The organism is Streptomyces sp. NPDC086554, from assembly GCF_040686095.1.
GTDB lineage: Bacteria > Actinomycetota > Actinomycetes > Streptomycetales > Streptomycetaceae > Streptomyces.
The window spans coordinates 36697-63412 of the sequence record NZ_JBFBJK010000009.1; the positions used below are offsets into that span (position 1 = coordinate 36697).

The 26716-nt window shown below is 69.6% G+C and carries 22 protein-coding genes and 2 pseudogenes; 17 read left to right on the plus strand and 7 right to left on the minus strand.

Annotated features, from left to right (window positions below; translation table 11 throughout):
* Nucleotides 1-82: 82 nt before the first annotated feature.
* Entirely contained in the window at nucleotides 83-661 is a 579-nt protein-coding gene (locus AB0O76_RS16400) for a YdeI/OmpD-associated family protein (protein ID WP_365490778.1), read from the plus strand.
* A 494-nt stretch (nucleotides 662-1155) separates the two neighbouring features.
* Here AB0O76_RS16400 and AB0O76_RS16405 read toward each other — a convergent pair whose 3' ends face one another.
* The 3 genes from AB0O76_RS16405 to AB0O76_RS16415 all read right to left on the minus strand — a co-directional run bounded on the left by AB0O76_RS16405 (nucleotide 1156) and on the right by AB0O76_RS16415 (nucleotide 4604).
* A complete protein-coding gene (locus tag AB0O76_RS16405) occupies nucleotides 1156-2613 on the minus strand; it encodes a catalase (protein ID WP_365490781.1) in 1458 nt (485 codons plus the stop codon).
* 189 nt (nucleotides 2614-2802) lie between these two features.
* Nucleotides 2803-3693: a 2-hydroxy-3-oxopropionate reductase gene (locus AB0O76_RS16410; protein ID WP_365490784.1), complete on the minus strand. Its 891-nt coding sequence runs from the start codon at nucleotides 3691-3693 to the stop codon at nucleotides 2803-2805.
* 83 nt (nucleotides 3694-3776) lie between these two features.
* Nucleotides 3777-4604 (minus strand): TIM barrel protein, encoded by an 828-nt coding sequence (locus AB0O76_RS16415; RefSeq protein WP_365490787.1) that lies wholly within the window; start codon nucleotides 4602-4604, stop codon nucleotides 3777-3779.
* Between the two features lie 125 nt (nucleotides 4605-4729).
* Here AB0O76_RS16415 and AB0O76_RS16420 point away from each other — a divergent pair, with 125 nt between their 5' ends.
* The 13 genes from AB0O76_RS16420 to AB0O76_RS16480 all read left to right on the plus strand — a co-directional run bounded on the left by AB0O76_RS16420 (nucleotide 4730) and on the right by AB0O76_RS16480 (nucleotide 19084).
* Nucleotides 4730-4990 carry a hypothetical protein gene (locus tag AB0O76_RS16420; RefSeq protein ID WP_365490790.1) on the plus strand — a complete coding sequence of 87 codons (261 nt, stop codon included), beginning with the start codon at nucleotides 4730-4732 and terminating at the stop codon, nucleotides 4988-4990.
* A complete protein-coding gene (locus AB0O76_RS16425; protein WP_365490793.1) occupies nucleotides 4987-5355 on the plus strand; it encodes a helix-turn-helix domain-containing protein in 369 nt (122 codons plus the stop codon). Before AB0O76_RS16420 ends, AB0O76_RS16425 begins: the two co-directional genes overlap by 4 nt.
* Nucleotides 5356-5535: 180 nt before the next feature.
* A complete protein-coding gene (gene uraD, locus AB0O76_RS16430) occupies nucleotides 5536-6057 on the plus strand; it encodes a 2-oxo-4-hydroxy-4-carboxy-5-ureidoimidazoline decarboxylase (protein WP_365490796.1) in 522 nt (173 codons plus the stop codon).
* Nucleotides 6054-6455 carry a hydroxyisourate hydrolase gene (uraH, locus tag AB0O76_RS16435; RefSeq protein ID WP_365490799.1) on the plus strand — a complete coding sequence of 134 codons (402 nt, stop codon included), beginning with the start codon at nucleotides 6054-6056 and terminating at the stop codon, nucleotides 6453-6455. The genes uraD and uraH overlap by 4 nt, the downstream gene beginning before the upstream one ends.
* Before the next feature lie 5 nt (nucleotides 6456-6460).
* Complete coding sequence (gene pucL / locus AB0O76_RS16440) at nucleotides 6461-7384, plus strand: factor-independent urate hydroxylase (RefSeq protein ID WP_365490802.1); 924 nt, start codon at nucleotides 6461-6463, stop codon at nucleotides 7382-7384.
* Nucleotides 7385-7451: 67 nt separating this feature from the next.
* The gene (locus tag AB0O76_RS16445) at nucleotides 7452-8864 is read left to right on the plus strand and encodes a nucleobase:cation symporter-2 family protein (RefSeq protein ID WP_365490805.1); all 1413 of its coding nucleotides are present in this window, start codon (nucleotides 7452-7454) and stop codon (nucleotides 8862-8864) included.
* 48 nt (nucleotides 8865-8912) lie between these two features.
* Nucleotides 8913-10313, plus strand: a complete 1401-nt coding sequence (locus AB0O76_RS16450) for an 8-oxoguanine deaminase (protein ID WP_365490808.1) — start codon at nucleotides 8913-8915, stop codon at nucleotides 10311-10313.
* Between the two features lie 338 nt (nucleotides 10314-10651).
* Nucleotides 10652-12010: a nucleobase:cation symporter-2 family protein gene (locus AB0O76_RS16455; RefSeq protein WP_365491545.1), complete on the plus strand. Its 1359-nt coding sequence runs from the start codon at nucleotides 10652-10654 to the stop codon at nucleotides 12008-12010.
* 73 nt (nucleotides 12011-12083) lie between these two features.
* Nucleotides 12084-13289, plus strand: a complete 1206-nt coding sequence (locus tag AB0O76_RS16460; RefSeq protein ID WP_365490811.1) for an MFS transporter — start codon at nucleotides 12084-12086, stop codon at nucleotides 13287-13289.
* Between the two features lie 207 nt (nucleotides 13290-13496).
* Entirely contained in the window at nucleotides 13497-14240 is a 744-nt protein-coding gene (gene cseB / locus AB0O76_RS16465) for a two-component system response regulator CseB (protein WP_365490814.1), read from the plus strand.
* Nucleotides 14241-14245: 5 nt separating this feature from the next.
* Nucleotides 14246-15526 (plus strand): HAMP domain-containing sensor histidine kinase, encoded by a 1281-nt coding sequence (locus AB0O76_RS16470; protein WP_365490817.1) that lies wholly within the window; start codon nucleotides 14246-14248, stop codon nucleotides 15524-15526.
* A gap of 155 nt (nucleotides 15527-15681) precedes the next feature.
* On the plus strand, nucleotides 15682-16437 hold the full coding sequence (locus AB0O76_RS16475; protein ID WP_365491548.1) for an ABC transporter ATP-binding protein: 756 nt from the start codon (nucleotides 15682-15684) through the stop codon (nucleotides 16435-16437).
* A gap of 115 nt (nucleotides 16438-16552) precedes the next feature.
* Nucleotides 16553-19084: an FtsX-like permease family protein gene (locus AB0O76_RS16480; protein WP_365490820.1), complete on the plus strand. Its 2532-nt coding sequence runs from the start codon at nucleotides 16553-16555 to the stop codon at nucleotides 19082-19084.
* A gap of 39 nt (nucleotides 19085-19123) precedes the next feature.
* On the opposite strand, the gene AB0O76_RS16485 is transcribed toward AB0O76_RS16480, so the two are convergent.
* Entirely contained in the window at nucleotides 19124-19396 is a 273-nt protein-coding gene (locus AB0O76_RS16485; RefSeq protein WP_365490823.1) for a hypothetical protein, read from the minus strand.
* A gap of 363 nt (nucleotides 19397-19759) precedes the next feature.
* Nucleotides 19760-19911: pseudogene (locus AB0O76_RS16490) on the minus strand (DUF397 domain-containing protein).
* A gap of 96 nt (nucleotides 19912-20007) precedes the next feature.
* On the opposite strand from AB0O76_RS16490, the gene AB0O76_RS16495 reads away from it, so the two are divergent.
* A complete protein-coding gene (locus tag AB0O76_RS16495; protein ID WP_365490826.1) occupies nucleotides 20008-20496 on the plus strand; it encodes a hypothetical protein in 489 nt (162 codons plus the stop codon).
* Here AB0O76_RS16495 and AB0O76_RS16500 read toward each other — a convergent pair.
* Nucleotides 20408-21643: pseudogene (locus AB0O76_RS16500) on the minus strand (FAD-dependent oxidoreductase). The gene AB0O76_RS16495 and the pseudogene AB0O76_RS16500 sit on opposite strands and share 89 nt — an antisense overlap.
* Nucleotides 21644-21722: 79 nt before the next feature.
* Between AB0O76_RS16500 and AB0O76_RS16505 the strand changes: the two are divergent.
* A complete protein-coding gene (locus AB0O76_RS16505) occupies nucleotides 21723-22697 on the plus strand; it encodes an ATP-binding cassette domain-containing protein (protein WP_365490828.1) in 975 nt (324 codons plus the stop codon).
* On the plus strand, nucleotides 22694-23461 hold the full coding sequence (locus tag AB0O76_RS16510) for an ABC transporter permease (RefSeq protein ID WP_365490831.1): 768 nt from the start codon (nucleotides 22694-22696) through the stop codon (nucleotides 23459-23461). The genes AB0O76_RS16505 and AB0O76_RS16510 overlap by 4 nt, the downstream gene beginning before the upstream one ends.
* Here the strand turns inward: AB0O76_RS16510 and AB0O76_RS16515 are convergent.
* Complete coding sequence (locus tag AB0O76_RS16515) at nucleotides 23445-26648, minus strand: BTAD domain-containing putative transcriptional regulator (RefSeq protein ID WP_365490834.1); 3204 nt, start codon at nucleotides 26646-26648, stop codon at nucleotides 23445-23447. The two genes, AB0O76_RS16510 and AB0O76_RS16515, sit on opposite strands and share 17 nt — an antisense overlap.
* Nucleotides 26649-26716 lie beyond the last annotated feature (68 nt).

A 26716-nucleotide genomic window follows, 5' to 3' on the forward strand; every position in this document is an offset into this window, starting at 1 on the left:
GCTGCGCTGAGCGGTGACAGGGGCGGTCCACCCGTGGAGGGTGGACCGCCCCTTTGTCGTAGGCGGGAATTATCTTGTGCGGATGGAATCGCTCGCTGATCTGAAGGTCATGACCTGTGCGGACCTGGCCGAGTTGGAGGCCTGGCTGGACGGCCATCACGACGGCTCTCCGGGGGTCTGGGTAAAGCTCGCCAAGAAGGGTTCGGGGGTGGCCTCGGTGACGGCCGCGGAGGTCAACGACGCGGCGCTCTGCTACGGCTGGATCACCGGCCATCGCAAGTCGTACGACGACATCTACTACCTGCAGAAGATCACGCCTCGCCGGCGGGGCAGCCTGTGGTCGAAGGTCAATGTCGACCGGGTCGCGGAGTTGTCCGCGGAGGGCCGCATGCGCGAACCAGGGCTTGCGGAGGTCGCCTTGGCGCAGGCGGACGGTCGTTGGGCGGCGGCCTACGAGTCGCAGGCCACGGCTACGGTCCCGGACGACTTGGCGGCGGCGTTGGATGCGAGCCGGGTGGCTCGCGAGACCTTCGACGGCCTCACGAAGTCCGAGCGCTATGTGGTCCTGCACCGCCTGATGACGGCGAAGACGCCGGGTACGAGGGCTGCGCGGCTTGAACGGATGGTTGCGCAGCTGGGGTTGGGCGAGAAGGTCCGTTGAGGCGGGGGTCTCGCTGGTACCCGCGGGTGCGTCGTGGCTTGTCGCGCAGTTCCCCGCGCCCCTTACGGGGCCCGAGGCGAGCGCCCCTTTAGGGGCGCGGGGAACTGCGCGAGTAACCACGACGCGCCCGCAGACGAAGACGCACCCCACGATCCGCCAAAGCCCGCGCACGCAAAGAGCGCCGGGTCAGGGGACCGTCCCTGACCCGGCGCTCAGCTGAGGAGTTGTAGCCGTCCGACCGCGCGCGACTGGCGGAACATGCATACGCGCTGCCGGACGGAGTCTTTGGTCCGCGGTGGCTGCGAATGGACGGACGGGCTTCCTTCCCTCAGGTCGAGAAGGGAGCCGCCTGACCTTTACCACCGCACTGGCTCGCAGAGCCACCGCGGACTGCCCGCGTACCACGGGACCACCCCTCATCCGGGTCCGTGACGGTGCGGGCGTCGCGTCAGGGGAATGACCTCCCGTCATCCCCCTGACGCAGCTGGGGAGTTCTAGTCATCGCGCAGGGCGCGGACCGCCTCCTCCACGCGCTTGCCGTAGTCGGCGTCGGCGGCGTGGAAGTGGGCCAAGTTCTTCTCGATGACGTCGTCGCGGGAGACCTGGGACAGGCCGCCGGCGATGTTCGCCACCAGACGCGACTTCTCGTCCTCCGACATCAGGCGGTACAGCTCGCCCGCCTGGAAGAAGTCGTCGTCCTTGGTGTGGGCCGGGGCCTCGTGCGTGCCCGTGTGGCCGTTGATGGCCAGCGGGGCCGACAGGGCCTGGCCCGTCTCGGCGGGACCGTCGTACGAGTTGGGCTCGTAGTTCTTGCGGTCGCGGCCGTACGCGTTGGACGCCATCAGACCGTCGCGGCCGTAGTTGTCGGCCTTGGTCGCCTTCGGGGCGTTCACCGCGAGCTGGGTGTGGTTGACGCCCAGGCGGTAGCGGTGCGCGTCCGCGTAGGCGAACAGACGGCCCTGGAGCATCTTGTCCGGCGAAGGACCGATGCCCGGGACGAAGTTGTTCGGGGAGAAGGCTGCCTGCTCCACCTCCGCGAACACGTTGTCGGGGTTGCGGTCCAGGACCAGGCGGCCCACGCGCCGCAGCGGGTAGTCCTTGTGCGGCCACACCTTGGTGAGGTCGAACGGGTTGAAGCGGTACTCCGCAGCCTCAGCCGCCGGCATGATCTGCACGTGCAGCGTCCAGGACGGGTTCACGCCGCGCTCGATGGCCTGGAGCAGGTCCGTCTGGTGCGAGTTCGGGTCCTTGCCCGCGATCTCGGCGCCCTGCTCCGAGGAGAGGCTGCGGATGCCCTGGTTCGTCTTGAAGTGGTACTTGACGAAGAAGGCCTCACCCTGGGCGTTCGTCCACTGGTAGGTGTGCGAGCCGTAGCCGTTCATGTGGCGGTACGAGGCGGGGATGCCGCGGTCGCCCATCAGCCAGGTGATCTGGTGCGTCGCCTCGGGGGCGTGCGCCCAGAAGTCCCAGACGTTGTCCGCCTCCTGCTTGCCCGTGAACGGGTCGCGCTTCTGGGAGTGGATGAAGTCGGGGAACTTGATCGGGTCCTTGATGAAGAACACCGGGGTGTTGTTGCCGACGAGGTCGTAGTTCCCGTCCTCGGTGTAGAACTTCAGCGCGAAGCCGCGCGGGTCACGGACCGCGTCCGCGCCACCGAGGTTGTCGGCCACCGTGGAGAAGCGCAGGAACGTCTCGGTGCGCTTGCCTACGGTGTTCAGGAAGTCGGCCGAGGTGTACGCGGTGACGTCGTCCGTCACCTCGAAGTAGCCGTACGCGCCGGAACCGCGCGCGTGCACCACGCGCTCCGGGATGCGCTCCCGGTTGAAGCGGGCGAGCTTCTCGAGCAGGTGCTGGTCCTGGAGGAGAAGCGGGCCACCGACGCCGGCGGTGGCGGAGTTCTGGTTGTCGGCGACAGGAGCGCCGGACTCGGTCGTAAGCACGCGCTTCGACATGTGTCGGGTGGGCCTTCCGTGCGGGAACTGCTGAGGTGACAACTGCTGAGGTGACGCGAGCGTAAGTACGCCTGAACAGCTACGTCAACAGTTTGTTGAAGTTGAGGTTATGGTTCCGGGCCGTGGCGACGCCTGGGCGCGACAGGACAGGTGTCAGCGCCGCCACGGCCCGGAAGTTCGGTTGAGCTCTTAGAGCTCGGCGCCCGACAGGCGCTCGACGGCGCGCAGCAGGGCGGAGTGGTCGAGGCCGCCGTCGCCCTGCGCGCGCAGGGAGGCGACCAGCTGGGCGACCACGGCGCCGACGGGAAGCGCGGCGCCGACATTGCGGGCGGCGTCGGTGACGATGCCCATGTCCTTGTGGTGCAGGTCGATCCGGAAACCGGGCTTGAAGTCGCGGTTCAGGAAGTTGTCCTTCTTGCGGGTCAGTACGGTCGAGCCCGCAAGCCCCCCGTTCAGGACGTCGAGCGCGGCGGTCAGGTCCACGCCCGACTTCTCCAGGAAGACCACGGCCTCGGCGCACGCCTGGATGTTCACGGCGACGATCAGCTGGTTGGCGGCCTTCACGGTCTGACCCGAGCCGTGCGGACCGCACAGCACGATGGTCTTGCCGAGGGCGTCGAGGATCGGCTTGGCCTCGTCGAAGTCGGCCTTCTCGCCACCGACCATGATCGACAGTACGGCCTCGATGGCACCGGCCTCGCCACCGGAGACGGGGGCGTCCAGGACGCGCAGACCCTTCTCCTTGGCGGCCTTGGCCAGGTCCACGGAGGTCTGCGGGGTGATCGACGACATGTCGACGATCAGCGCGCCGGACTTCGCGTTCTCCAGGATGCCGTTCTCGCCGTACGCGATGGCCTCGACCTGCGGAGAGGCGGGCACCATCGTGATCACGACGTCGGCGTCCTTGACGGCCTCGGCGATCGACGCGGCGGCGGTGCCGCCGGCGGCGCTGAGCCGGTCCAGCTTGTCCTGCTCAAGGGTGAAGCCGGTGACGGAGTAACCAGCCTTGATCAGGTTCTCGGACATGGGGGACCCCATGATGCCGAGTCCGATCCACGCGATCTTGGGAAGGTTGCTCATGGTGGAGCCTTTCTGAGTACAGATGAACGGGCTGCGGGGTGCTCGGGTGGGTGGGCGGGAAAGATCCGCCGCGAAGCGGCGGCCTAGTCCGAGACGGCGAGCCAGCCGAAGGCCTCAGAGCTAGGACGGTCGCCAGCCTTGTACTCCAGCCCGACATACCCCTCGTAACCGCCCTTACGGAGCTGATCAAGGAGCTCCTCCAGCGGCAGCGACCCCGTCCCCGGGGCCCCACGGCCAGGGTTGTCCGCGATCTGCACATGCCCGGTCTGGGCAACGTACTGATCAATGACGGCAGGCAGGTCCTCACCGTTCATGGACAGGTGATACAGGTCCATGAGGAACTTCGCGTTACCGAGCCCGGTAAGGGCATTCACCTTGTCCACCACGGCGATCGCCGCAGGCGCACTGACGATCGGGCAGAGCGGCGACTCAGGCTTGTTCAAGGCCTCGATCAGCAGCACCGCGCCCACGCGAGAAGCCTCCCGCGCCGCCAACGCCAGGTTCTCCAGGGCGAGTTCGTCCTGGACGGCGGGGTCCACACCCTCCACCCGGTTGCCGTACAGCGCGTTCAGCGCCTTGCAGCCAAGCGACTGGGCGAAGTCCGCGGCCACCGAGAGGTTCGCACGGAACTTCTCGCTCTCCTCGCCGGGGATCGACAGCGCGCCCCGGTCGGGGCCCGGCAGCTGCCCGGCGTAGAAGTTCAGGCCCACCAGCTGTACGCCGGCGTCCGTGATCGCGGCCCGCAGGGCGTCGAGCTCGGACTGCTCGGGGGTGGGGGCGTCGACCCAGGGCCACCACAGCTCGACCGCCGTGAAGCCCGCCGCGGCGGCGGCCGCGGGGCGCTCCAGGAGCGGGAGTTCCGTGAAGAGGATCGACAGGTTCACATTGAAGCGCTGGTCGGAGTATCCCATGGGGCTTCCGCGCTCCTTCCGTATTGCGGAAGTTAATTTCTGTCTGATGGAAGATTGCCGTCGAGGCTCCGCCCTTGTCAAGAGGGGCCTCCCGGAAATCGGAAACACGGCAGTAGGTTGGGCCCGTGCGATTGCGAGTGGAGTTCACGACCGAACCGTTCGACCTGGACGAGGCCCCGCCCCATGCGGTGGTGGCCCGCGAGGTCATTCAGGGAGCCGATCTCGACGCCGTGGACGTGGGTCCGTTCGGCAATACCGCGGAGGGTGGTGCCGACGAGGTCCTGACCGCCGTCGACGCCCTGCTGCGCAAGGCCCTGGCGGCGGGCGCCACCCGCGTCTCGCTCCAGGTGAACGTGCTCGGAGAGTCGGGGGAGGCCGCCGAATGACCGGGTCCAGAGACGACCACGACCCCTTCGTAGCCGCCGTCAAGCCGCTCGTGGACGCCATGGGCGGCGAGATGGTGCCGCCCGGCCAGGCGGGCACCGACGACGTCGTGCTCGCCTGGGAGGGGCAGGACGTCGTCGCCGTACGCCTTCCGCAGCTCGCGGACTCCCTCGACCACATCCTGCTGGCCCTGGAGCGCAAGCGGGGCATGCCGCTGTCCGAGCTCGACCGCAAGGCCAAGCAGGAGGTCGTACGGATACTCGAGGCGCGTGGCGCCTTCGCCGTGCGGCATGGCGTGGAGACGGTGGCCGGCGCGCTCGGCGTCAGCCGTTTCACCGTCTACAACTACTTGAACCGCTCAACCTGAGCCCCAGCGCTTCGAGGAATCCCAGGTCATCGACCCCGTGAGGTCTACTACCGAGGCCGCCGTCCGGATACCGGACGGCGGTTTTCTGTAACGCGAAGTTTTCAACAAAGTGTTGACGTGGTGTTTCAGCTGGCGTTAGCTATCCGCAGCCCGTCCAGCACAAGGCCACGGAGGCTCCCCGTGACTTCGAGTACGACACCGGGTCTCGCCCGGTTCAACGCCTTGACGGAGAGTGCGGCCACCACCGCCCTCCACGAGGTCTGTGCCTCTTCGGCCTGGGGAAGCACTTTGCTCTCCCAGCGCCCCTTCTCCACCGTCGAAGCCCTCTTCGCCGCCAGTGACGCCGCCACGGCCGAACTGACCGACAAGGATCTGGCCGAGGCGATGGCGGGGCACCCGCCGATCGGCCGCCCGAAGCCCGGCGACCCCACCTCGTCCCGCGAACAGCGGGGCATGGCGGGGGCCTCCGAAGAGCTCAAGGCCGAAATGCTCGAACTGAACCTGGCCTACCAGGAGAAGTTCGGTCATGTCTTTCTGATCTGCGCCACCGGGGCGACCGGTGAGCAGATGCGCGATGCGGTCAAGACCCGGATCGGCAACACCGCCGAGCGGGAGCGCGACATCGTGCGCACCGAGCTTGGCAAGATCAACCGCATCCGGCTGACCCGCCTCGTCGAGGAAGCAGAGGAAGAGAACGCATGAGCACGGAAACCGGGGCCTTGCCCAGTAGTTCAGTGTCCACGCACATCCTGGACACCAGCGTCGGACGCCCCGCAGAGGGTGTCGCCATCACGCTCACGGCCCGCAGCGGCCGGGACGCAGAGTGGGTGACGCTCGGCGGGTCCGCGACCGACGCGGACGGGCGCTGCAAGGACCTCCCGGCGCTGCCGGAGGGCACCACCCACGTACGACTCGACTTCGAGGTCGAGGCGTACTTCGACAAGAAGCAAGCCGAGGCGCAGCAGGACGCCCCCCGCGTAAGGGACAGCGGTGCGTTCTTCCCGGAGGTGGCGATCACATTCGCCGTCACGCCGGGCGAGCACTATCACGTACCGCTGCTGCTCAACCCGTTCGGCTACTCCGTTTACCGAGGGAGCTAGCAGACATGCCCACGATTCTCGGCCAGAACCAGTACGGCAAAGCAGAGAACCGCGTCGTCAAGATCACGCGGGACGGCGACACCCACCACATCAAGGACCTGAACGTCTCGGTCGCCCTCTCCGGCGACATGGACGACGTGCACTACTCGGGCTCCAACGCCAACGTCCTGCCGACCGACACCACCAAGAACACGGTGTTCGCGTTCGCCAAGGAGCACGGCATCGAGTCCGCCGAGCAGTTCGGCATCCACCTCGCCCGTCACTTCGTGACGTCGCAGGAGCCGATCCACCGCGCTCGGATCCGGATCGAGGAGTACTCCTGGGAGCGCATCGCGACCTCGGACAACAACTCCAAGTTCATCGGCTCGGACGAGGTCAACCACTCCTTCGCCCGCAAGGGCCAGGAGCTGCGCACCTCCCAGATCACCTTCGACGGTGAGAACTGGGAGATCATCTCCGGGCTCAAGGACCTCACGGTCATGAACTCCACCAACTCGGAGTTCTGGGGCTACGTCAAGGACAAGTACACGACGCTGAAGGAGGCGTACGACCGCATCCTGTGCACCGACGTGTCGACCGCCTGGCGTTACAACTGGACCAGCGACGCGGACCGGATGCCCAACTGGGAGAAGTCGTACGAGCAGGCCAAGAAGCACATCCTGCAGGCCTTCGCCGAGACGTACTCCCTCTCGCTGCAGCAGACCCTCTACCAAATGGGTTCGCGCGTCATCAACAGCCGGAGCGAGATCGACGAGATCCGCTTCTCGCTGCCGAACAACCACCACTTCCTGGTGGACCTCGAGCCCTTCGGGCTGAAGAACGACAACGAGGTCTACTTCGCGGCTGACCGCCCCTACGGCCTGATCGAGGCCACGGTTCTCAGGGACGGCGTCCAGCCGAAGATCCCGGTCGACATGACCAACCTCTGACGCGGGACGCGCGCCCCCACCTCACCGCCATGAGCGGGGGCGCGCCACACCGGAGGGAACAGCAGCAATGGCACAGCCTGCATCGGGGCCGGTGAAAGGCCCGTGTTCCACCCCATCGGACATGGCCGACGGCGAGTCAACTGCCGCCTGCCACCCTGTGGATGAAAAGCTTCACCCCTCGCGGCTGTTCCCCGCCGCGCTCCAGCACATCGCCGCCATGTACGCGGGTGTCGTCACTCCGCCGCTGATCATCGGTCAGGCCTGCGGCCTGGACACCGTGGCCCAGACCCGGCTCATCGCGGCAGGGCTGCTCATCGCAGGGCTCGCCACCATCCTGCAGACCCTCGGCGTCAAGGGCTTCGTCGGCAACCGGCTCCCCTTCGTCAACGCCGCGTCGTCGGCCGGCATCGCGCCCATCCTCGCCATCGCCGAGACCAACGCCAAAGGCGACCAACTCCCCGCGATCTACGGCGCGGTGATGGTCGCGGGCGTCTTCTGCCTCGCGATCGGCCCCTTCTTCGGCAGGCTGCTCCGCTTCTTCCCGCCGCTCGTCACCGGCGTCGTCATCACGCTCATCGGCGTCACGCTGATGCCCGTGCCCGTGAAGTGGGCGCAGGGCGGCGACGACACGGACCCGACCTTCGGCGACATGAAGTACCTCGCGCTCGCCGCTTTCACGCTCGTCGTGATCCTGCTCTTCCAGCGCTTCGGACGCGGCTTCCTCAAGCAAGTCGCCCTGCTGGCAGGCATGTTCATCGGAACGCTCGCCGCGATCCCGTTCGGGATGGCCGACTTCAGCTCCGTACAGTCGGCGCCGCTCGCCGCGCTGCCCACCCCGTTCGCCGCGGGCGCCCCCACCTTCCAGCCCGCCGCGATCCTCTCGCTCTGCATCGTGATGCTGGTCCTGATGACCGAGTCGGCGGCCGGGATGCTCGCCCTCGGCGAGATCTGCGACCGCAGGACGGACGGGAAGACCATCACCCGCGGCCTGCGCACCGACGGCATCGCGACCCTCGTAGGACCCGTCTTCGGCGGCTTCCCGACCTCGGCCTTCGCGCAGAACGTCGGCGTCGTCTCCCTGACACGTGTACGCAGCCGCTATGTCGTGGCCGTCGCGGGCGGCGCGCTCATCGTGCTCGGCGCCTTCCCGGTGCTCGGCGCGGTCGTCAACGTGGTCCCCATGCCGGTGCTCGGCGGCGCGGGCATCGTCCTCTTCGGCTCCATCGCCGTCAGCGGCATCCGCACGCTCTCCGAGGCGGGCCTGGACGACAGCTCCAACATCATCCTGGTGGCCGTCGCGCTCGGAGCGGGCATCATCCCGCTCGCCGCGCCCACCTTCTACGCCGATTTCCCGGCCTGGGCGCAGACCGTGCTCGGCTCCGGCATCAGCGCGGGCGCGCTCGTCGCGGTCTCGCTCAATCTGTTCTTCCACCATCTCGGCACCCGTGGCTCCACCGCCGCGGCACTCAAATCTTCCTAGGGTCATGCCGTGCCCACATCGCCACTCACCAATGAAGGAAGACGCACCATGGCAGCACCGGCAACCCCCGAAGGCGCCGTAGAGCGCATCGTCATCGAGAACGCCGCGATCGCGACGGTCGACGCCAGTGACACCGAGTACGCCTCGGGGTACGTCGTCGTCGCGGGCAACAAGATCGAGTCCATCGGCGCCGGCAAGGCCCCCGAGGGACTGGAGAACGTCGTACGCCGTGTCGACGCGACCGGCCACCTCATCACGCCCGGCCTGGTCAACACGCACCACCACTTCTACCAGTGGATCACCCGCGGCCTTGCCACGGACCACAACCTCTTCAACTGGCTGGTGGCGCTCTACCCGACGTGGGCGCGCATCGACGAGCAGATGACGTACGCGGCCGCGCAGGGCTCCCTCGGGATGATGGCCCGCGGCGGTGTCACCACCGCGATGGACCACCACTACGTCTTCCCGCAGGGCTCCGGCGACCTGTCGGGCTCGATCATCCGTGCCGCCTCCGAGATGGGTGTCCGCTTCACCCTCGCCCGCGGCTCCATGGACCGCAGCGTCAAGGACGGCGGCCTGCCGCCGGACTTCGCCGTCGAGACCCTCGAAGGCGCCCTCGCCGCCACCGAGGAGACCGTCAAGAAGCACCACGACGCGTCCTTCGACGCGATGACGCAGGTGGCCGTCGCCCCCTGCTCGCCGTTCTCGGTCTCCACCGAACTCATGAAGCAGGGCGCCGAGTTGGCCCGCCGCCTGGGTGTACGTCTGCACACCCACGGCAGCGAGACGGTCGAGGAGGAGAAGTTCTGCCACGAGCTCTTCGGCATGGGTCCGACCGACTACTTCGAGTCGACGGGCTGGCTCGGTGAGGACGTGTGGATGGCGCACTGCGTCCACATGAACGACTCCGACATCGCGGCCTTCGCCCGTACCGGCACGGGCGTCGCGCACTGCCCGTCCTCCAACGCCCGCCTCGCGGCAGGCATCGCCCGCGTACCCGACATGCTGAAGGCGGGCGTCCCCGTCGGCCTCGGCGTCGACGGCACCGCCTCCAACGAGTCGGGCGAGCTCCACACCGAACTGCGCAACGCGCTCCTGATCAACCGCCTCGGCGCGCACCGCGAAGCCGCCCTGAACGCACGTCAGGCGCTGCGCCTCGGCACGTACGGCGGCGCCCAGGTCCTGGGCCGCGCCACGCAGATCGGCTCCCTGGAGGCGGGCAAGCTCGCCGACCTGGTCCTCTGGAAGATCGACGGCATCGGGCACTCCTCGATCGCCGACCCGGTGACCGCCATCGTCTTCGGCGCGGCGGCCCCGGTCACACTCTCCCTCGTCAACGGAAAGCCGGTGGTCGAGAACGGCCGCCTCCTTCACGTCGACGAGGACGCCATCGCCCGCTCCACGCGGGAGGAGGCGCAGCGCCTCGCGCGGATCTCCGCCGAGAGCTGACACCTGGAACTCCGGTCAGGGGGGACGGCCCTTGACCGGACTTGAGCAGCCGAGCGGGCTGTTCAAGTGCCGCCCCGGAACGTGGCCCAAAGCTTCACGTTCCCGGGGCGGTCAGTACTACCTGGGCGCACCACCCACAACTTCACATCGAGCAAGTCCTTGCACCACGCACCACCTCCCAGAAGCGAAAAGCGCCGGCGGCCCGCCGGAACTGGAAAACAACCGGAGGAGCCACAGTGGCCACTCAGCCCAGGTTCACCAAGCAAGGCACCACCCCTGACCCAGACTCCGACGAAGGGCGAATACACCCCGTCGACGAGAAGCTCCCACCCCTGAAGATGGCGACCACCGGCCTTCAGCACGTGGCCGCCATGTACGCGGGTGTCGTCGCCCCGCCCCTGATCGTCGGCGCGGCGATCGGCCTCTCCGCCAAGGAACTCACGTTCCTGACCGGCGCCTGTCTCTTCACCGCCGGACTCGCGACCTTCCTCCAGACGCTCGGCATCTGGAAGATCGGCGCCCGCCTTCCCTTCGTCAACGGCGTCACGTTCGCCGGTGTCGCCCCCATGCTCGCGGTCGTCGACTCGACCAAGGACAAGGACGACGCGCTCCCCATCATCTTCGGCGCGGTGATCGTGGCGGGCCTCCTCGGCTTCATAGCGGCCCCCTTCTTCTCGAAGATGGTCCGCTTCTTCCCGCCGGTGGTCACCGGCACCGTCATCACCCTCATCGGCATCTCACTCATGCCGGTGGCCTTCGGCTGGGCCCAGGGCCCGGTGCCGGACGCCCCCGACTACGGCTCGATGAAGAACCTCGGCCTGGCAGGCATCACCCTGGTGATCGTCCTGCTCCTGCGCCGCTTCACGACGGGTTTCGTCAAGCAGATCGCCGTGCTCCTCGGCCTGGTCATCGGCACGCTCGTCGCGATCCCCTTCGGCGTCACGGACTTCAGCCCGGTCGGTGACGCGGACATCGTCGGCTTCCCGACGCCGTTCCACTTCGGCGCCCCGCAGTTCGCGGCGGCAGCGATCGTCTCCCTGTGCGTCGTGATGGTCGTCTCGATGACGGAGTCGACGGCCGACATGCTGGCCCTGGGCGAGATCGTGGACCGCCCCGCGGACGAGAAGACCATCGCCGCCGGTCTGCGCGCCGACACCCTCGGCTCGGCGATCAGCCCGCTCTTCAACGGCTTCATGTGCAGCGCCTTCGCGCAGAACATCGGCCTGGTCGCGATGACCAAGATCCGCAGCCGGTACGTCGTCGCGGCGGGCGGCGGCTTCCTGGTCCTGATGGGCCTGTGCCCGATGGCGGCGTCGCTCATCGCGGTCGTGCCCCGCCCGGTGCTCGGCGGCGCGGGCATCGTGCTGTTCGGCTCGGTCGCGGCGAGCGGCATCCAGACGCTGGTCAAGGCGAACCTGGAGAAGGACAACAACGTCCTGATCGTCGCCGTCTCGCTGGCCGTCGGCCTGATCCCGATCGCGGCGCCGGAGTTCTACCACGCGTTCCCGGAGACCGCGAAGATCATCCTCGACTCGGGCATCTCCACGGGCTGTGTCGCCGCGGTGCTCCTGAACCTGGTCTTCAACCACATCGGCGGCCGCAAGGACGACGACGATGTGACGGCGCCGATGGAGGCCGGGGGAGAAATAGCTGAACAGAGGGTGCGCGAAGGGTCTTCGGCAGCGGGGGCCCACTGACGTAACGGGTGCGGGACATTGACGTCGAATTCATGCCAGACCGCGTCCGGTCGGAGCTGATGAACTCGGGGTCATGCCCGCACCCGCGTCTACGCCTTCTTCTACGTCCCCGTCCGCGCCCGGCAGTGCTGCCGGGCGCCGCCCTCCGCTCAACGGCTGGCCCGCTGTCCTCTCCGTGACGATGGGGATCTTCTGCATCGTCACCACCGAGATCCTGCCGATCGGCCTCCTGACGCCCATCGGCGACACCTTCGCCCTCTCGGACGGCACGTCGGGCCTGATGATGACCCTGCCCGGCATCCTCGCCGCCGTCGCCGCCCCCACCGTGACGGTCACGACGGGACGCGTCGACCGGCGGCGCATGCTCTGCGCCCTGATGCTGGTGCTGGCCCTCGCGAACTTCCTCGCCGCGATCGCGCCCGGGTACTGGCTGATGCTGGTCTCCCGCGTCCTCGTCGGACTCGTCATCGGCGCCTTCTGGTCCATCGGCGCCGGACTCGCCGCCCGCCTGGTCCCCGAGGCGCAGGCCGGGCGGGCGACCGCCGTGATCTTCTCCGCCGTACCGCTGGGTTCCGTGCTGGGGGTTCCTGCGGGGACGTTGCTGGGTCAACTCGCGGGCTGGCGGACGGTGTTCATCGCGATGGGCGCATTGACACTGGCCGTATTCGTCGCGCTGGTCGTGTCCGTACCGCCCCTGCCGCCGGAGCGGGTCACCCGGCTCACCGTGCTGCGGGACCTGCTGGGTACGGCTCGCGTGCGGGTCGGCCTGCTGGCCACGTTCCTCATCGTGACAGCCCACTTCGGTACGTACACCTACGTCACACCGTTCCTGGCGGACGTGACGCACGCAGGCCCCCGGCTCATCACCGTCTTCCTGCTGGCGTACGGCGTCGCGGGCATCCTTGGCAACTTCCTCGCGGGGGCGTGGGTGCGGCGTGAGCTGCGCGGCACGTTCACGGTTGCCGCGTCGCTTCTCGCCGCCGCCACGCTGCTGCTGCCGGTACTTGGCACGGGGAAGGCGGGTGCGTTCGTACTGCTCCTGGTCTGGGGCGTCGCGTACGGCGCGGTGCCGGTCTGTTCGCAGACGTGGTTCGTGACGGCGGCACCGGGCGCGCCCGAAGCGGCGTCCGTGCTGTTCACGTCGTCGTTCCAGGCGACGTTCGCGTTCGGCGCGTTGGCGGGCGGGGCGGTGGTGGACGCGGTGTCCACCACCGTGGCCATGACTCTCGGGGGGACCGTCGCGGTGCTCGCGGCGCTGACGGTCATCCGGTCGGACTGAACTCGGGTTTTGTATCGGGCGGGTATCAGGGAACGCTTCATTGCCCATCGAATCGGTCGGTGAGCCCGGCCACGGCGAAGGGAGGCCGTTGCCGGGGCCGGTCTCTGCCTTATCGTTCCTTTCAGGTCGCCGATCGCGCGTTCAGTGCGTACGGGACCGATGCCTCACCTGAACCGCCTGAACTGTCTGAGCAGGAGTGATCCGCCCGTGTCCTCGTCCGCCCCGGCTCCGGCCTCTTCGCGCCCTGTCCGCGTGTTGCTGGTGGAGGACGACGACCTGATGCGCCGGTCCTTCACGGTCGCCCTGGAGCGTTACGGCTACGAGATGGTGGCCGCGGCCGACGGTCTCGCGGGCCTCGAGCTCTTCCGCGAGGAGAGCTTCGACCTGCTGATTCTGGACGTGATGCTGCCAGGTCTGGACGGGATCGGTCTGTGCCGCAGAGTCCGGGAGACCAGTCTGGTACCGGTCTTGATGATGTCCGCTCGCGGCGACGGGCTCGATGTCGTCGCCGGCCTGGAGGCCGGGGCGGACGACTATGTGGTCAAGCCCGTGGAGACCGGCGTGCTCGTGGCCCGCATCCGGTCGCTGCTGCGGCGGGCGACCTACGCACCACCCGCACCGGAACCCGGGCGGGCCAGGGGCGACGAGCTGCCACCGGTTGAGGAGGATGTGCTGGTCTTCGGGGACCTGACCATCGACACCGGCGGCCTGGAGGTGGCCGTCTCGGGAAGCCCGGTGGCGCTGACCCCGACCGAGCTGAAGCTGCTCCTGAAGTTCGCCGCCCACCCGGGCATCGTCCTTGAGCGGCACACCCTGCTGCGGGACGTGTGGGAGTACGGCTGGGACGGCGACAGCCGGGTCGTGGACCTGTGTGTGCAGCGGCTGCGCCGGAAGCTGGGCCGGGACCGGATCGAGACGGTCCGCGGCTTCGGCTACAAGCTCAGGCGCTGAGGCCGGTGCATCCGTTCCACCGGCTGCATCCGGCCCGCGCGTCCCTGCGCTGGAAGATCGCGGGTCTTGCCGCGGCCACGGCTTGCCTGGTCGCGGTGGCGGTGGGCGTGCTCGTGCATCTGTGGACCGCGCAGGACATCAGGGACCGGGCGGAAGGGCAGGCCGTCAACAGCGTGTACGCGGCCATGGACACCTACCGGCGCACCGGAACCCTCACCGACGGCGCCGAGCTCGATCCGGCCGAGCTGCCCGCCGCACTGCGGCACCCGGCCGACAGCAATCGGCACACGGCCTACGACAGGCGCGTCGACGGGAACATGGGCCCGAGCGTCTGGGGCGCCCAGCGGGTCGGCGGTCCCGGCAGCCGGGTGCTGGCCGTCCGGGTCAACATGAGCTCGGAGCTCCACACGCTGCGCCGGCTCGACGCGGTCATGGTGGTGGCCTCGCTGATCGCCCTCGCGGCGGCCGTGCCCCTGGCGGTCTACGGAGCCGGGCTCCTTGGTCGTCGGCTGCGGCGGGTCTCCGAGACCGCGGGGCGGATCTCCGCCGGGGACCTGGATGCCCGCACCGGACCCACCAAGGGCCGCGACGAAGTGGCGGACATCGCCGCCACCGTCGACCTCATGGCGGACAGCCTCAGTCGACGGCTGCGCACCGAGCGGCAGTTCACCGCGGACGTGGCCCACGAGCTGCGCACGCCCGTCGGCGGTCTGCTGGCCGCCGCCGACCTGCTGCCGCCCGGTGAGACGGAGGAACTGCTCCGGGCCCGGGTGCGCGACCTGCGCGGCCTGGTCGAGGACCTCCTGGAGATCTCCCGGCTCGACGCCGGCGCCGAACAGCCGGTCCGCGCCCGTGTGCCGCTCGGCGCGGTCGTGTCCGAGGCTGTGGCGCGCACCGGCCTCGACACCGAAGTCACCGAGGTCACCGAGGTCACCGACGCCGACGCACAGCGCGAAGAGGCCGCGCAGACCGTGGAGACCGACCCGCGCCGCCTCGAACGGATCGTCAGCAACCTCGTCATCAACGCCCACCGGCATGGGGCCACCCCGGTACAGGTCACCGTCGAGGGCCGTACCGTCGTCGTGCGCGACCACGGCCCCGGCTTCCCCCCGGACCTGCTGCGCGAAGGACCGCGCCGCTTCCACACGGGCGCGACCGAGCGCGGCTCGGGACACGGCCTGGGCCTGACCATCGCCCTGGGCCAGGCCAGCCTGCTCGGCGCCGAACTGCACCTGGACAACGCCCCGGACGGCGGCGCCACCGCCACCCTGCGCCTGCCGAACTGACCGCCCGGCCCTACTACAGAACCGATACGCAGCGAAGCGGACGCCGATACACGGCGGCCCAGACCCCGATACGTTCCCCGGACACCCTTCGAAGTGCACCTTCCGCACCCGAAGAGGAGTCCCCCGTGACCGCCAACTCCCTTGCCCCGCACGAGCTGCGTACGACGACAACCGGGATCGCGGCCGCCACCACCGACCTGTCGAAGGTCTATGGCAGCGGCGACACCCGTGCAGTCGCCCTGGACCGGGTCAGCATCGCCTTCCGGGAGGGCGAGTTCACCGCGATCATGGGTCCGTCGGGCTGCGGCAAGTCCACCCTGATGCACTGCGCCGCCGGGCTCGACTCGCCAAGCTCCGGATCGGTGCGCGTCGGCACCACCGAACTGAGCACGCTGGGCGACCGGCAGCTCACCGCGCTGCGCCGCGACCGGATCGGCTTTGTCTTCCAGGCGTTCAACCTGCTGCCGACGCTGACCGCCCTGGAGAACATCACGCTGCCGCTGACCATCGCCGGTCGTCGCCCCGACCAGCAGTGGCTGGACCGCGTGATCTCCATGGTCGGCCTCTCCCAGCGCCTCGACCACCGGCCCGCGCAGCTGTCCGGCGGGCAGCAGCAGCGCGTAGCGGTGGCCCGTGCCCTGGCCCCACAGCCCGCGATCATCTTCGGCGACGAGCCCACCGGCAACCTCGACTCCCGCGCCGGAGCCGAGGTCCTCGGCTTCCTGCGCGACTCGGTGCGCGAGCTGGGCCAGACCGTGGTCATGGTCACCCACGACCCGGTCGCCGCCGGCTACGCGGACCGCGTGGTCTTCCTCTCCGACGGCCGCCTGGTCGACGAGATGGCACAGCCCACCCCGGACCGGGTCCTGGACCGGATGAAGGAAGTCGACACCCGCTCGCGCACCAGCTGACGACACCAGCTCGTACGCCGGCACCGCACCGGCTGACGACCAGCTCGTACGCGGCACCGCACCAGCCAGCCACCCGCTCGCCTCCGTCGAGCCCGCCTCCCAGGATCCGTACCCCATGTTCCGTACCGCCCTGCGCAATGTGTTCGCGCACAAGGCCCGCCTGCTGATGACCGCATTCGCGGTCATGCTGGGCGTCACCTTCATCACCGGCAGCCTCGTCTACGGCGACAGCCTGAATCAGGCCGCCACCGCCAAGGCGACCGACGGCTACGAGCGCATCGCCGTCAACGTCTCCGCCGATGCCGACCCCGCGGACGGCGGCCGATCGGCCGACATCGAGGCCCGCACCGCGACCGCTCTGGCCAAGCTCCCCGGCGTCGTCGCCGCCGCGGGCCGGGTCGACGGCTTCGCCGCCGTCGCGGGCCGCGACGGCAAGCCCCTCGGCAACGGCAAGGACGCCCTGGGCGGCAACTTCGCCCCGGCGGCGGACGGCAAGGACCCCGCGTACCGCTTCACCGAGGGTTCAGGACCGACCGGCAACCACACGATCGCCCTCGACAAGGCCACCGCCGCCAAGGGCGGCTACCGCGTCGGGGACACCGTGCGCGTCGGCACGGACAAGGGCGCCGCCTCCTACACCCTCAGCGGCATCTTCCGCACCGACGGGGCCAAGCTCCCCGACGGGGGCAGCCTGACACTGTTCGCCGGCACCACCGCTCAGAAGCTCTTCCTCGAACCCGGCCACTACACGAACATCGAACTCACGGCCACACCCGGCACTGATGTGACGCAGCTCCTCAGCCGCGTCGAATCGGTGCTGCCCAAGGGCACCAGCGCGGTCACCGGGGCCCGGCTCGCCCAGCTCAAGGCGAACCTCGCCACCAGCGGCACCAGCACCATGAGCCAGATCCTGGTCGGTTTCGCCGCGGTCGCCCTGTTCGTCGCCACCTTCCTCATCTCCAACACCTTCACCATGCTGGTCGCCCGGCGCACCAGGGAGCTGGCCCTGATGCGGGCCGTCGGAGCCACCCGCAAGCAGGTGCGGCGCATCCTGCTCACCGAGTCCCTCCTCGTCGGCGCGGTCGCCTCCGTGGCCGGCCTCGCCGTCGGCACCGGGGTCGCCGCCCTGCTCCAGACGCTCTTCGCCGACACCCCGGCCGCCCCGCTCGTCCTCACCCCGACCACCGTGATCATCTCCATGTTGGTCGGCACCCTTCTGCCCATGGTCGCCGCATGGCTCCCGATCCGCCGGGCCATGGCCATCCCGCCCGTCGCCGCGCTCAGCGCCGCCGAGCACACGGCCCCCGCACGCCCCGGCTCCCTGCGTACCGGCCTCGGTGGCGCACTGGTGCTCACCGGCACCGCCGCCATCGCGTACGGAGCCCTCACCCCAGGGAAGGACGCCCGGACCGTCATCGGCCTCGGCGCGGCCCTCGCCCTGACCGGGATGATCGGCCTCATCCCGCTGCTGTCCCGGCCGGTCGTCGCCCTGTTCCGTCCGCTGCTGACCCGCCTGGCCCCGGTGCACGGCGACCTCGCCGTACGCAACACCGTGCGCGACCCGCGCCGCACCGGCGCCACCGCCGCCGCGCTCGCCATCGCCGTCACCCTCGCCTCGGGCCTGTCCGTCCTGGGCGCCTCCGCCACCCAGTACCTCGACCGCGCCACCACCCAGGCCCTCAGCGCCGACTACGTGGTGAAGTCCGTGGGCGGCCAGCGGATGACCCCCACCACCGCCGCGCCCCTGAAGAAGCTGGCCGGCGCCACGTACAGCCCGCTCAACCAGTCCACCGGATACCGCCTGGGCGGCAGCGAGTCCGTCCTGACCGGCGTCGACCCCGCCACCATCGGCAAACTGCTGCGGTACGACGTGGTCGAAGGCTCCCTCGACAGCCTTGCCAAGGGCCAGATCGCCGTGGCCCACTTCAAGGCCGAAGAGGCGGGCTGGCACGTCGGGCAGACCCTGCCTCTGGAGAGGCATAACGACCAGCGCGGCAGCGTCACCATCGGCGCCATCTACCAGGCGGACGAGCAGAGCGACCTGATGCCCAGCATCACCGCACCCGGCTCCCTCGTCGCCCGCTACGACTCCACCCCGAGCACCGCCGGTATCCTCGTCGCCACCGACGGCGGACCCAGCCGTGCCGCGCTCGCAGGCGTCACCCACGCCCTCGGCGACAACCCCACGCTGAGCATCCTCGACCAGACAGAGATCCGCGCCGAGGACAGCCGTGGCATCGGCGACCAACTCAACGTCTTCTACGCCCTGTTGAGCATGGCCCTGGTGATCGCCTCACTGGGCATCGCCAACACCCTCGCCATGTCCGTCCTCGAACGCCGCCAGGAGCTCGGCACGCTGCGCGCCCTCGGTCTGGACCGCGCCGGAGTGACCCGGATGATCCGCCTGGAAGCCCTGCTTCTCGGCACGCTCGGCGCGAGCATCGGCACGGTCATGGGCGCCTTCCTCGGCTGGGCGCTCGGACACACCCTCCAAGAGAACGTCGTGGGCTACGAGTTGGTCCTGCCCTGGGGCCGCCTCGCCCTCACCATCCTGATCGCCCTGGCAGGCGCGCTGCTCGCGTCGCTCTGGCCGGCCCGCAGGGCCGCCCGCGTCGACATCCCCGCCGCGACAGCAGCCCAGGCATGACAGCTCAGCCCATCGCCGACCCGGAGCGGGCCGAGCCCGTCAGGACTCGCGAGTCCTGAGGCGGCGTACGGAGTCCGGCCCGGTGTAGGCCGTGATGCCCTCGGCTGCCCGCGCCTCCAGGTCTGCCACCGCCCGCTCGAAGCAGCCGGCGCGCACGCCCGCGTCCCGCGAGGCCCGCGCCATGTTGCGGGCCGCAGCGAGCACGACGTCGAGCCCCTGGCTCAGCACCGGCTCGGCACCCGAATCCCGGTCCGCGTCGACGTCGGCGGCGAACGCGGGCATCACCTGCGCCATGTTCGTCAGCCACGGCATGAGCAACTCTGCGAACCCAGCCGCGTCGCCCCGCGTCGGCGCCGAGATATTTGGCGGCACCGAGCGCCTCCAGCGTCGTGCGGTGCGCGGCGAAATGCGGCTCCTGCCCGCTGTAGAGGATGAAGGCCTGCGGGGTTGCGATGGTCGGCGGGATCGCCATGAATCCGGCCACGCAGGGCGGTGGCGGCGGGCTCGAGGACGGCAGGATCAACGGGCTGGCGAGAACTGCCTGTTCGGCCGAATCGGCTCGGACGGCCCCGCGTGCCACGATGTTCAAGGGTGGATGGGAGTACGGGGTACGCCCACTCAGCCTTGATCAGGTCGCGAGCCGCTACAAGTACCCACTTTTTGGTGGGTGGTTACCTATTGGTGCGTACGGGCGAGACCGGCGAAGGCCTGCCAGGTGGCGGGGGAGAGGGCCAGTTGGGGGCCCTCGGGGTTCTTGGAGTCGCGTACGTGGACTTGCGCCAGGCCAGGGCTACTTCGATGCAGTCGTCGCCGGAGCCGGGACACACATGTTTCGGGGAGGGCCGAAAGCTCTCTCTCCGGGCGTGGGGCGGCTGGCAGCGTCTTCACCAGACACAACCGCACAACCACAGTTCGGGGGAACCATGCTCATCGCATCACGCTCGATCAAGACTGCGCTCATCGGTGTGGGCAGCGCCGCGCTGCTGACCACCGGAGGCCTGGCCACAGCCTCGGCCGAGCCGGCGCAGAAGACGACGACCACATCCGCCGCGGCTGCCGCCAAGAAGCGGATGAGCTCCGCCGAGTCGGAGAGTTGGGGCTACGGCCGGGTCAAGTGGACGTTCACCAAGGGCCACCCCGGTACGTTCTCCAACATCGACTCGTACGCGAAGGACAAGAAGTGCGACAGCAAGGAGGTCTACGTCAAGCTCGAGGCGAGGACCACCCATGGCAAGACGCGCACGGTCAACCTGGCCCAGGACGACTGGTGCACCAACGGCGGTGACTCGTACAACAACAGGAAGTGGGAGATCGGCTACAACGTCAAGTGGGCACGGGCCGTCGTGTGCAAGAACGAATGGGGCCCCAACAACACCTGCGTGGCGGGCAACAAGCAGTACTGGCCCTTCTGATCCCCGTCCAGGGGGCGTGGAGAGGCCCAGGGCGCGGGGGTGGTTGTGCGCCCTGGGCCAGGCCCAGGACTACTGCTGATCCGGGGTGTCCGGCGTCTCGCGCGGTTCCAGCGTGGCAGGGGCATTCCCACGCTCGTTCGGCGTTGTTGAAGTGCACCAGGCATCCGAGGTGGGTGCAGCGCGCGGAGACCGCGCTGACCTGCCCGGTCTCGTCGCGGTAGACGGCGCACCGCCGGCCGTCCAGGCAGACGACGGCTCCGCTGCCGGTCATGATGAGCAGCCGCCGACCTTCGTCGTACGGTGCGCTGCGCAGCGACCGGATCCGGTCCTCCGGGGTGATGTACATGCCCGTGGGCGCCGCGTCCGCCGGCACCGGTGCCGCGATGACCAGCTCACGTCGGGGTGTGAGCAGGGTGAAGAGCAGGCTGTGGTCGAAGACGGGGTAGTGCGTGGCGATGACCGTGTCGCTCGCCCTGACCTCGGCTCCGCTCTCGGTGGTGAGCCGGCAGACGTGGCCGTCGTGCAGGCCGGTGACCCGCGAACGCTCGAAGATGCGTCCACCGGCCGTGGTGATGTTCTCGGCCAGTGCGAGCAGGAGCTTGCGGGGATGGAACTGCAGTTGGCCTCCGACGCGTACCGCCCCGGAGATGTCGAAGGGGAGTTCCGTGTCGGTCACGAAGGAGGCGTCCAGTCCTGCCCGCCGTGCCGCCGCGGCCTCCTCCTTGGGCTCGGCGACGCGTGCGGGGTCCTGTACGTAGGTGAAGGCGGGGGCCCGTTCCAGGTCCGCGTCGATGTGCAGCCCGTCGCAGAGGGCGGCGGTGCGCTCCACCGCGTCCTGCTGGGAGCGCGCGTACAGCCAGGCCGCGTCGGCGCCGTGCTCGGCTTCGAGACGCGCGTACATCAGACCGTGTGCGGCGGTCACTTTGGCCGTGGTGGCGCCGCTCACGCCGGCGGCGACCCGGTCCGCCTACAGGGCGACCACGTCGAGGCCGGCGCGGACCAGGTCCCAGGCGGTGCAGAGCCCTGCGACGCCGCCACCGGTGACGGCGACGTCCGCGGTCCGATCCGCGTCGAGGGGCGGGTAGCCGGTACCGGGGGTGGTCGCCATCCAGTAGGACTCGTCGGCGGTAGGGCGCTGCGCATTCATGTGCCCTCCCTCGCGAGTGTCAGTCGCGGTGTCAGGGCAGTGACAGGTGGGTGTCAGGCCCGGCCCGCATGGTGGAGCCATGAACACATCAGCGATCGCAGTTGCAGGACTGCGCAAGGCATACGGCGAGAAGATCGTCCTCGACGGCATCGACTTCGATGTTCCCGCGGGTTCGGTCTACTCCATGCTCGGCCCGAACGGGGCGGGCAAGACGACGACGGTGAACGTCCTGACGACCTTGATGAAGGCCGACGCCGGGACGGTGCGGATCGCCGGGCACGACGTGGCGACCGGGACCAAGAACGTACGCTCGGCCATCGGCGTGACCGGTCAGTTCGCCGCTGTGGACGAGCTGCTCTCCGGCCGGGAGAACCTCCAGCTGATGGCGGATCTGAAGCGCGTGCGCTCCAGCGGCAAGCTGGTCTCGGGGCTCCTTGAGCGGTTCGACCTGGTGGAGTCGGCGGACAAGATGTCGGCGACCTACTCCGGCGGTATGCGCCGGAAGCTGGACCTGGCGATGACGCTGGTCGGCAGCCCGCAGATCATCTTCCTCGACGAGCCGACGACGGGCCTCGACCCGCGCAGCCGGCGCACGATGTGGGAGATCGTCCGCGAGCTGGTGGTCGAAGGCACCACCATCTTCCTCACCACCCAGTACCTGGAAGAGGCCGACGAGCTCGCCGACCGGATCGCGGTGCTCAACAACGGCAAGATCGCAGCCGAGGGGACCGCGGAGGAGCTGAAGCGGCTCATTCCCGGCGGTCATGTGCGGCTGCGGTTCTCCGACCCGGTCGCGTACCGGTCCGCCGCCGTCGCGCTGCGCGAGGTCACCACGGACGACGAGACGTTGTCCCTCCAGATCCCGAGCGACGGCACCCAGCGCGAACTGCGCTCCATCCTCGACTGGTTGGACACGGCCGGCATCGAGGCGGACGAGCTGACCATGCACACCCCCGACCTCGACGACGTCTTCCTCGCCCTGACCGAGCACACCAACGACACCAATGGCACGAACGGCACCAACGACATCACCACGGAGGCGATCGCAAAGTGAGTACCGCATCGATGGCGACGACACTGGCCGACTCGGCGATCATGTTGCGCCGCAACGTCAAGCACACCCTTCGCAACCCGACCACGATGTTCAACGCGGTCCTGTTCCCGATCGTCCTCATGCTCATGTTCGTCAAGGTGCTCGGCGGCGGGTTCGACGTCGGCGTCGCCTATATCGACTACGTGACACCAGGCCTGCTCGTGATGGCCGTCGGCTACGGCCTCGGCGCCACCGCGACGGAGGTGAACTCCGACATGACCAAGGGCGTCATCAACCGCCTCAAGGTCATGGACGTATCCCGCGGCGCCATGCTCAGCGGCCACGTCATCATCACCACACTGCGCGCCCTGGTGGCCTGCGCGGCCATCATCGGGGTGGCCTTCCTGATGGGGTTCGACCCGGGCGCGAGCGCCCTCGACTGGCTCGGCGTGCTCGGTGTCGTCGTGCTCTTCGGCTTCGCAGCCAGCTGGCTGACCGTCGCCATGGGGCTCTCCGCGAAGACCGTGGAGTCGGCGGGCATGGCCACCGTTCCGCTGGTCATGCTGCCCTTCCTCAGCAGCGCGTTCGTACCCGCCGACACGATGGGGACCGGCGTACGGCAGTTCGTGGAGTACCAGCCCTTCACCCCGATCATCGAGACCCTGCGCGGACTGCTCGCGGGCAACCCGTCGGGCGGCGACGCCATCGCGGCCGTCGCCTGGTGCGTCGGGATCGCCTTCCTCGGGTACGTGTGGGCGGTCTCCACGTTCAAGAAGCGAGCGTGACCTCGACCAGCAGGGACCAGTCGGTCCGCGTCCCCTCCAGAGCCGCCTCGGCGAACTTCTCCTCGCCGAGGCGGCTTCGGGCGCTCTGCTCGATCCGGGCCACGTCCGGGTGGGAGCTGTCCCGCAGCCCGCGCACCACCCCGCCCGCCGCGAGCAGCCGCGCGGCCTGCTCGTAGTCGCCCTGGCGCAGCGCCAGGTCCGCGACCCCGACGAGCACCCCCGCGGTCAGCGGCGCTATGCCCGCCTCGGCCGCCGCCTCGCAGGCCGCCGCGCGGTGCGCACGGGCTTCGCCGAGGTCGTCGGCGAGGTAACCGAGCAGGTCGTGCGTCATGGCCCGGACGTACGTCTGCTCAGCGTCGTCGCCCAACAGAGCCTTGGCGACGCCGAGTTGCTCCCGCGCCTGCTGGGGGTCACCGTCCCACCGGGCGAGTTCGGCCTTCGCGAGGGCCAGTTCGGCCAGCGCGTCGGGCCAGGCGACGCGTTCCGCGTACCGCTGTGCCTCGGCGATGGAGGCCGCGGCGGCGTCCTCGTCCCCGAGGAACCAGTACAGCCGTGCCTGCAGCGACCGCATCCGGATGATGTCCTCGGTGGCACCGACCTCGGTGACGACCGCGATCGCCTCTTCGTAGTGCTCGCACGCACCGGCGAACTCGCCGTGCATGGCCATTCGGTCCGCAAGCTCGGTCAGGGCGAACGAGATCCCGAACCGCTCGCCCAGCGCCCGGAATTCGGCGAGCGACCGCTCCAAGTACGCGTCCGCCTCCCGTCCTTCGTGGCCGAGCATGATCCGCATCTTGCCCAGGTGGAGCAGGGCGAGCGCGCGCACCCAGGGGTCCTCGTCGTCGAGGACCAGCTCCCATGCGGGCAGGAACTCGCTGGGCTCCACCTCCAGCATGCGTATCAGCGGGGCGACGAGCCCGAGTGCCGGGTGGCGGCGCCGCCCGCCCGGGTCGCGCTCGCTCAACCGATGCGCCTCGCGGATCCATCCCTCCGCCAGGTGCTGGTCTCCTCGCCCGGCGCTCACGAACATCGAGACCACGGCGCACACCGTGGCCCGTACGTCGTCGGCCACCTCGCCGGGCACATCGGCGGCCGCGGTGAGCAGTTCGTAGCCTTCGGTCCTGCGCCCGCTGAGCCACCAGTACCAACCGGCGCCCGCCGCGAGCTCCATCGCCTCCTGCGCCTCGCCCGCCGCGAGGGCGCCGCGCATCGCCGCGGCGATGTTGTCGTGCTCGGCCTCCAGCCTGGCCAGCCAGTCCAGCTGCTCGGCGCGGCGCAGGTGCGGTTCCGCCGTCTCGGCGAGCTCGGTGAAGAAGGCCAGGTGCGCCCGTCGCGCGAGCTCCGATTCGCCCGCTTCCGCGAGCCGTTGTCCGGCGTACTCCTTGATCGTGCCGAGCATGCGGTAGCGCGGGGCGCTGTCGCCCTCGGCGCGGAGGAGGGACTTCTCGGTGAGGGCGGTGAGGAGTTCGAGCACCTGCCAATGCTCGACGCCGTCCCCGTTGTCTCCGGTGTCCCCGGCCTCCCCGGTGTCTCCCGAGCAGACCCGTTCGGCCGCCTCCAGGCTCGCACCTCCCGAGAACACCGAGAGCCTGCGCAGAACCGTCCGCTCGGCGTCGCTGAGCAGCTCCCAGCTCCAGTCGACCGCCGCGCGCAGCGTCTGGTGGCGCGGCAGCGCGGTGCGGCTGCCGCCGGTCAGCAGCCGGAACCGGTCGTCGAGCCGGTTGGCGAGCTGCTCGACGGACATGGTGCGCAACCGGGCCGCGGCCAGCTCGATCGCCAGCGGCATCCCGTCGAGGGCCCGGCAGATACGCACCATCGTCGCCAGAGCGCGCTCGTCGACGTGGAGGTCCCTGCGCACCGCCCCGGCCCGGTCCCGCAGCAGCTGGACGGCGGGTGAGGACTCGATCTCGCCGGGTCCGGCATCCCCCTTCGGCAGGGTCAGCGGCTCGACCTGCCACAGCGCCTCGCCGGTGATGCCGAGCGGTTCGCGGCTCGTCGCCAGGATCCGCAGCCGCCTGCACTCGCCGAGCAGCCGGTGCGCGAACGTCGCCGCGGACGCGATCACATGCTCGCAGTTGTCCAGGATCAGCAGGGCGTCCCGCTCGCGGATCGCGGCTATGAGCCGGTCCGTCAGCTCCGCGTTCGGGGAGCCGCCCAGCAGGGCGTCCCTCAGCCCGAGCCCGGCTAGCGTCGCCTGCGCCACATCGGACACATCACCGTCCGCGCCGACGCCGGCCAGCTCTACCAACCAAGCCCCGTCCGGCAGTTCGCCGAGCAGCGTGCGCGCGGTCTCCGTGGCCAGCCTGGTCTTGCCCGCGCCGCCGGGCCCGATCACGGTGGTGAGCCGATGCCGGCCGACGAGCCCACGTACGGCGCCGACAGCCGTGCCCTCGCCGACGAAGCTGGTCAGCTCGGCCCGCAGATTGGTCTTACGGTTCTCTTCTTTTTGCCGCCCCAACTCGCCCCGCAGCAGGGCGACATGCAACGCCGCGAGCTCCGGCGACGGGTCGACGCCCAGCGCGTCGGCCAGGGCCTCCCGCGCGCGCTGATACACAAGGAGGGCCTCGCTGTCGCGACCGGCGGCGGCGAGGGCGCGCATCTGCGCTGAGACGAGCCGTTCCCGCACCGGGTGCGCGGCGACCAGGTCGGTCAGCTCCGTGACCATCTCGGCACCGCGCCCGAGGGTGACTTCCGCGTCGGCCCGCTCTTCGGTGGCGGTCAGCCGCAGTCCTTCGAGCCGGTCGACGGCGGCGTCGAAGGCGGCGCTGTCCTGCAGACCGACGTCCTGCATGGCCGCACCGCGCCACAGTTCAAGGGCCTCGCGCAACAGCCGCGCCCGCCCGGCCCCGTCTTCGGTACGGGCCTGGCCCGCGACGACGAGCCGCTCGAACCGCACGGCATCGACGTCATCGGCCTCCACCTTCAGCCGATAGCCGTCCGTCCGCCCCTCGATCACTCCGCCCGGCAGTACCTTCCGCAGCCGGGAAACCAGACGCTGCAGGGCGTTCGTCGCATCGGCGGGCGGGTGCTCTCCCCAGATCCAGTCGACGAGCGACGCCTTCGGGACCGCGTGCCCCGGCCTGAGCGCGAGGGCGATCAACAGGGCGCGCAGCCGCGCGCCCGGCACGTCGATCAGGCTGCCGTCGCCCGCGCGCATTTCAAATGGACCGAGCATCCGGATCTGCATCCGCCGATTTTGCCATGTCGCCTTGTCAGCCACCTTGTCAGGCATCCAATGGCTCTTGATCTTCAGGA

Excerpts from the sequence above, each read along its gene's own strand:
- AB0O76_RS16445 (WP_365490805.1), top strand. The coding sequence starts at position 7,452 with ATGGCACAGCCTGCATCGGGGCCGGTGAAAGGCCCGTGTTCCACCCCA.
- AB0O76_RS16400 (WP_365490778.1), top strand. The coding sequence starts at position 83 with ATGGAATCGCTCGCTGATCTGAAGGTCATGACCTGTGCGGACCTGGCC.
- AB0O76_RS16515 (WP_365490834.1), bottom strand. The coding sequence starts at position 26,648 with ATGCAGATCCGGATGCTCGGTCCATTTGAAATGCGCGCGGGCGACGGC.
- AB0O76_RS16460 (WP_365490811.1), top strand. The coding sequence starts at position 12,084 with ATGCCCGCACCCGCGTCTACGCCTTCTTCTACGTCCCCGTCCGCGCCC.
- AB0O76_RS16415 (WP_365490787.1), bottom strand. The coding sequence starts at position 4,604 with ATGGGATACTCCGACCAGCGCTTCAATGTGAACCTGTCGATCCTCTTC.
- AB0O76_RS16405 (WP_365490781.1), bottom strand. The coding sequence starts at position 2,613 with ATGTCGAAGCGCGTGCTTACGACCGAGTCCGGCGCTCCTGTCGCCGAC.
- AB0O76_RS16455 (WP_365491545.1), top strand. The coding sequence starts at position 10,652 with ATGGCGACCACCGGCCTTCAGCACGTGGCCGCCATGTACGCGGGTGTC.
- AB0O76_RS16425 (WP_365490793.1), top strand. The coding sequence starts at position 4,987 with ATGACCGGGTCCAGAGACGACCACGACCCCTTCGTAGCCGCCGTCAAG.
- AB0O76_RS16450 (WP_365490808.1), top strand. The coding sequence starts at position 8,913 with ATGGCAGCACCGGCAACCCCCGAAGGCGCCGTAGAGCGCATCGTCATC.
- AB0O76_RS16495 (WP_365490826.1), top strand. The coding sequence starts at position 20,008 with ATGCTCATCGCATCACGCTCGATCAAGACTGCGCTCATCGGTGTGGGC.
- AB0O76_RS16410 (WP_365490784.1), bottom strand. The coding sequence starts at position 3,693 with ATGAGCAACCTTCCCAAGATCGCGTGGATCGGACTCGGCATCATGGGG.
- AB0O76_RS16480 (WP_365490820.1), top strand. The coding sequence starts at position 16,553 with ATGTTCCGTACCGCCCTGCGCAATGTGTTCGCGCACAAGGCCCGCCTG.
- uraH (WP_365490799.1), top strand. The coding sequence starts at position 6,054 with ATGAGCACGGAAACCGGGGCCTTGCCCAGTAGTTCAGTGTCCACGCAC.
- AB0O76_RS16485 (WP_365490823.1), bottom strand. The coding sequence starts at position 19,396 with ATGCCGTGGCTGACGAACATGGCGCAGGTGATGCCCGCGTTCGCCGCC.
- AB0O76_RS16505 (WP_365490828.1), top strand. The coding sequence starts at position 21,723 with ATGAACACATCAGCGATCGCAGTTGCAGGACTGCGCAAGGCATACGGC.
- pucL (WP_365490802.1), top strand. The coding sequence starts at position 6,461 with ATGCCCACGATTCTCGGCCAGAACCAGTACGGCAAAGCAGAGAACCGC.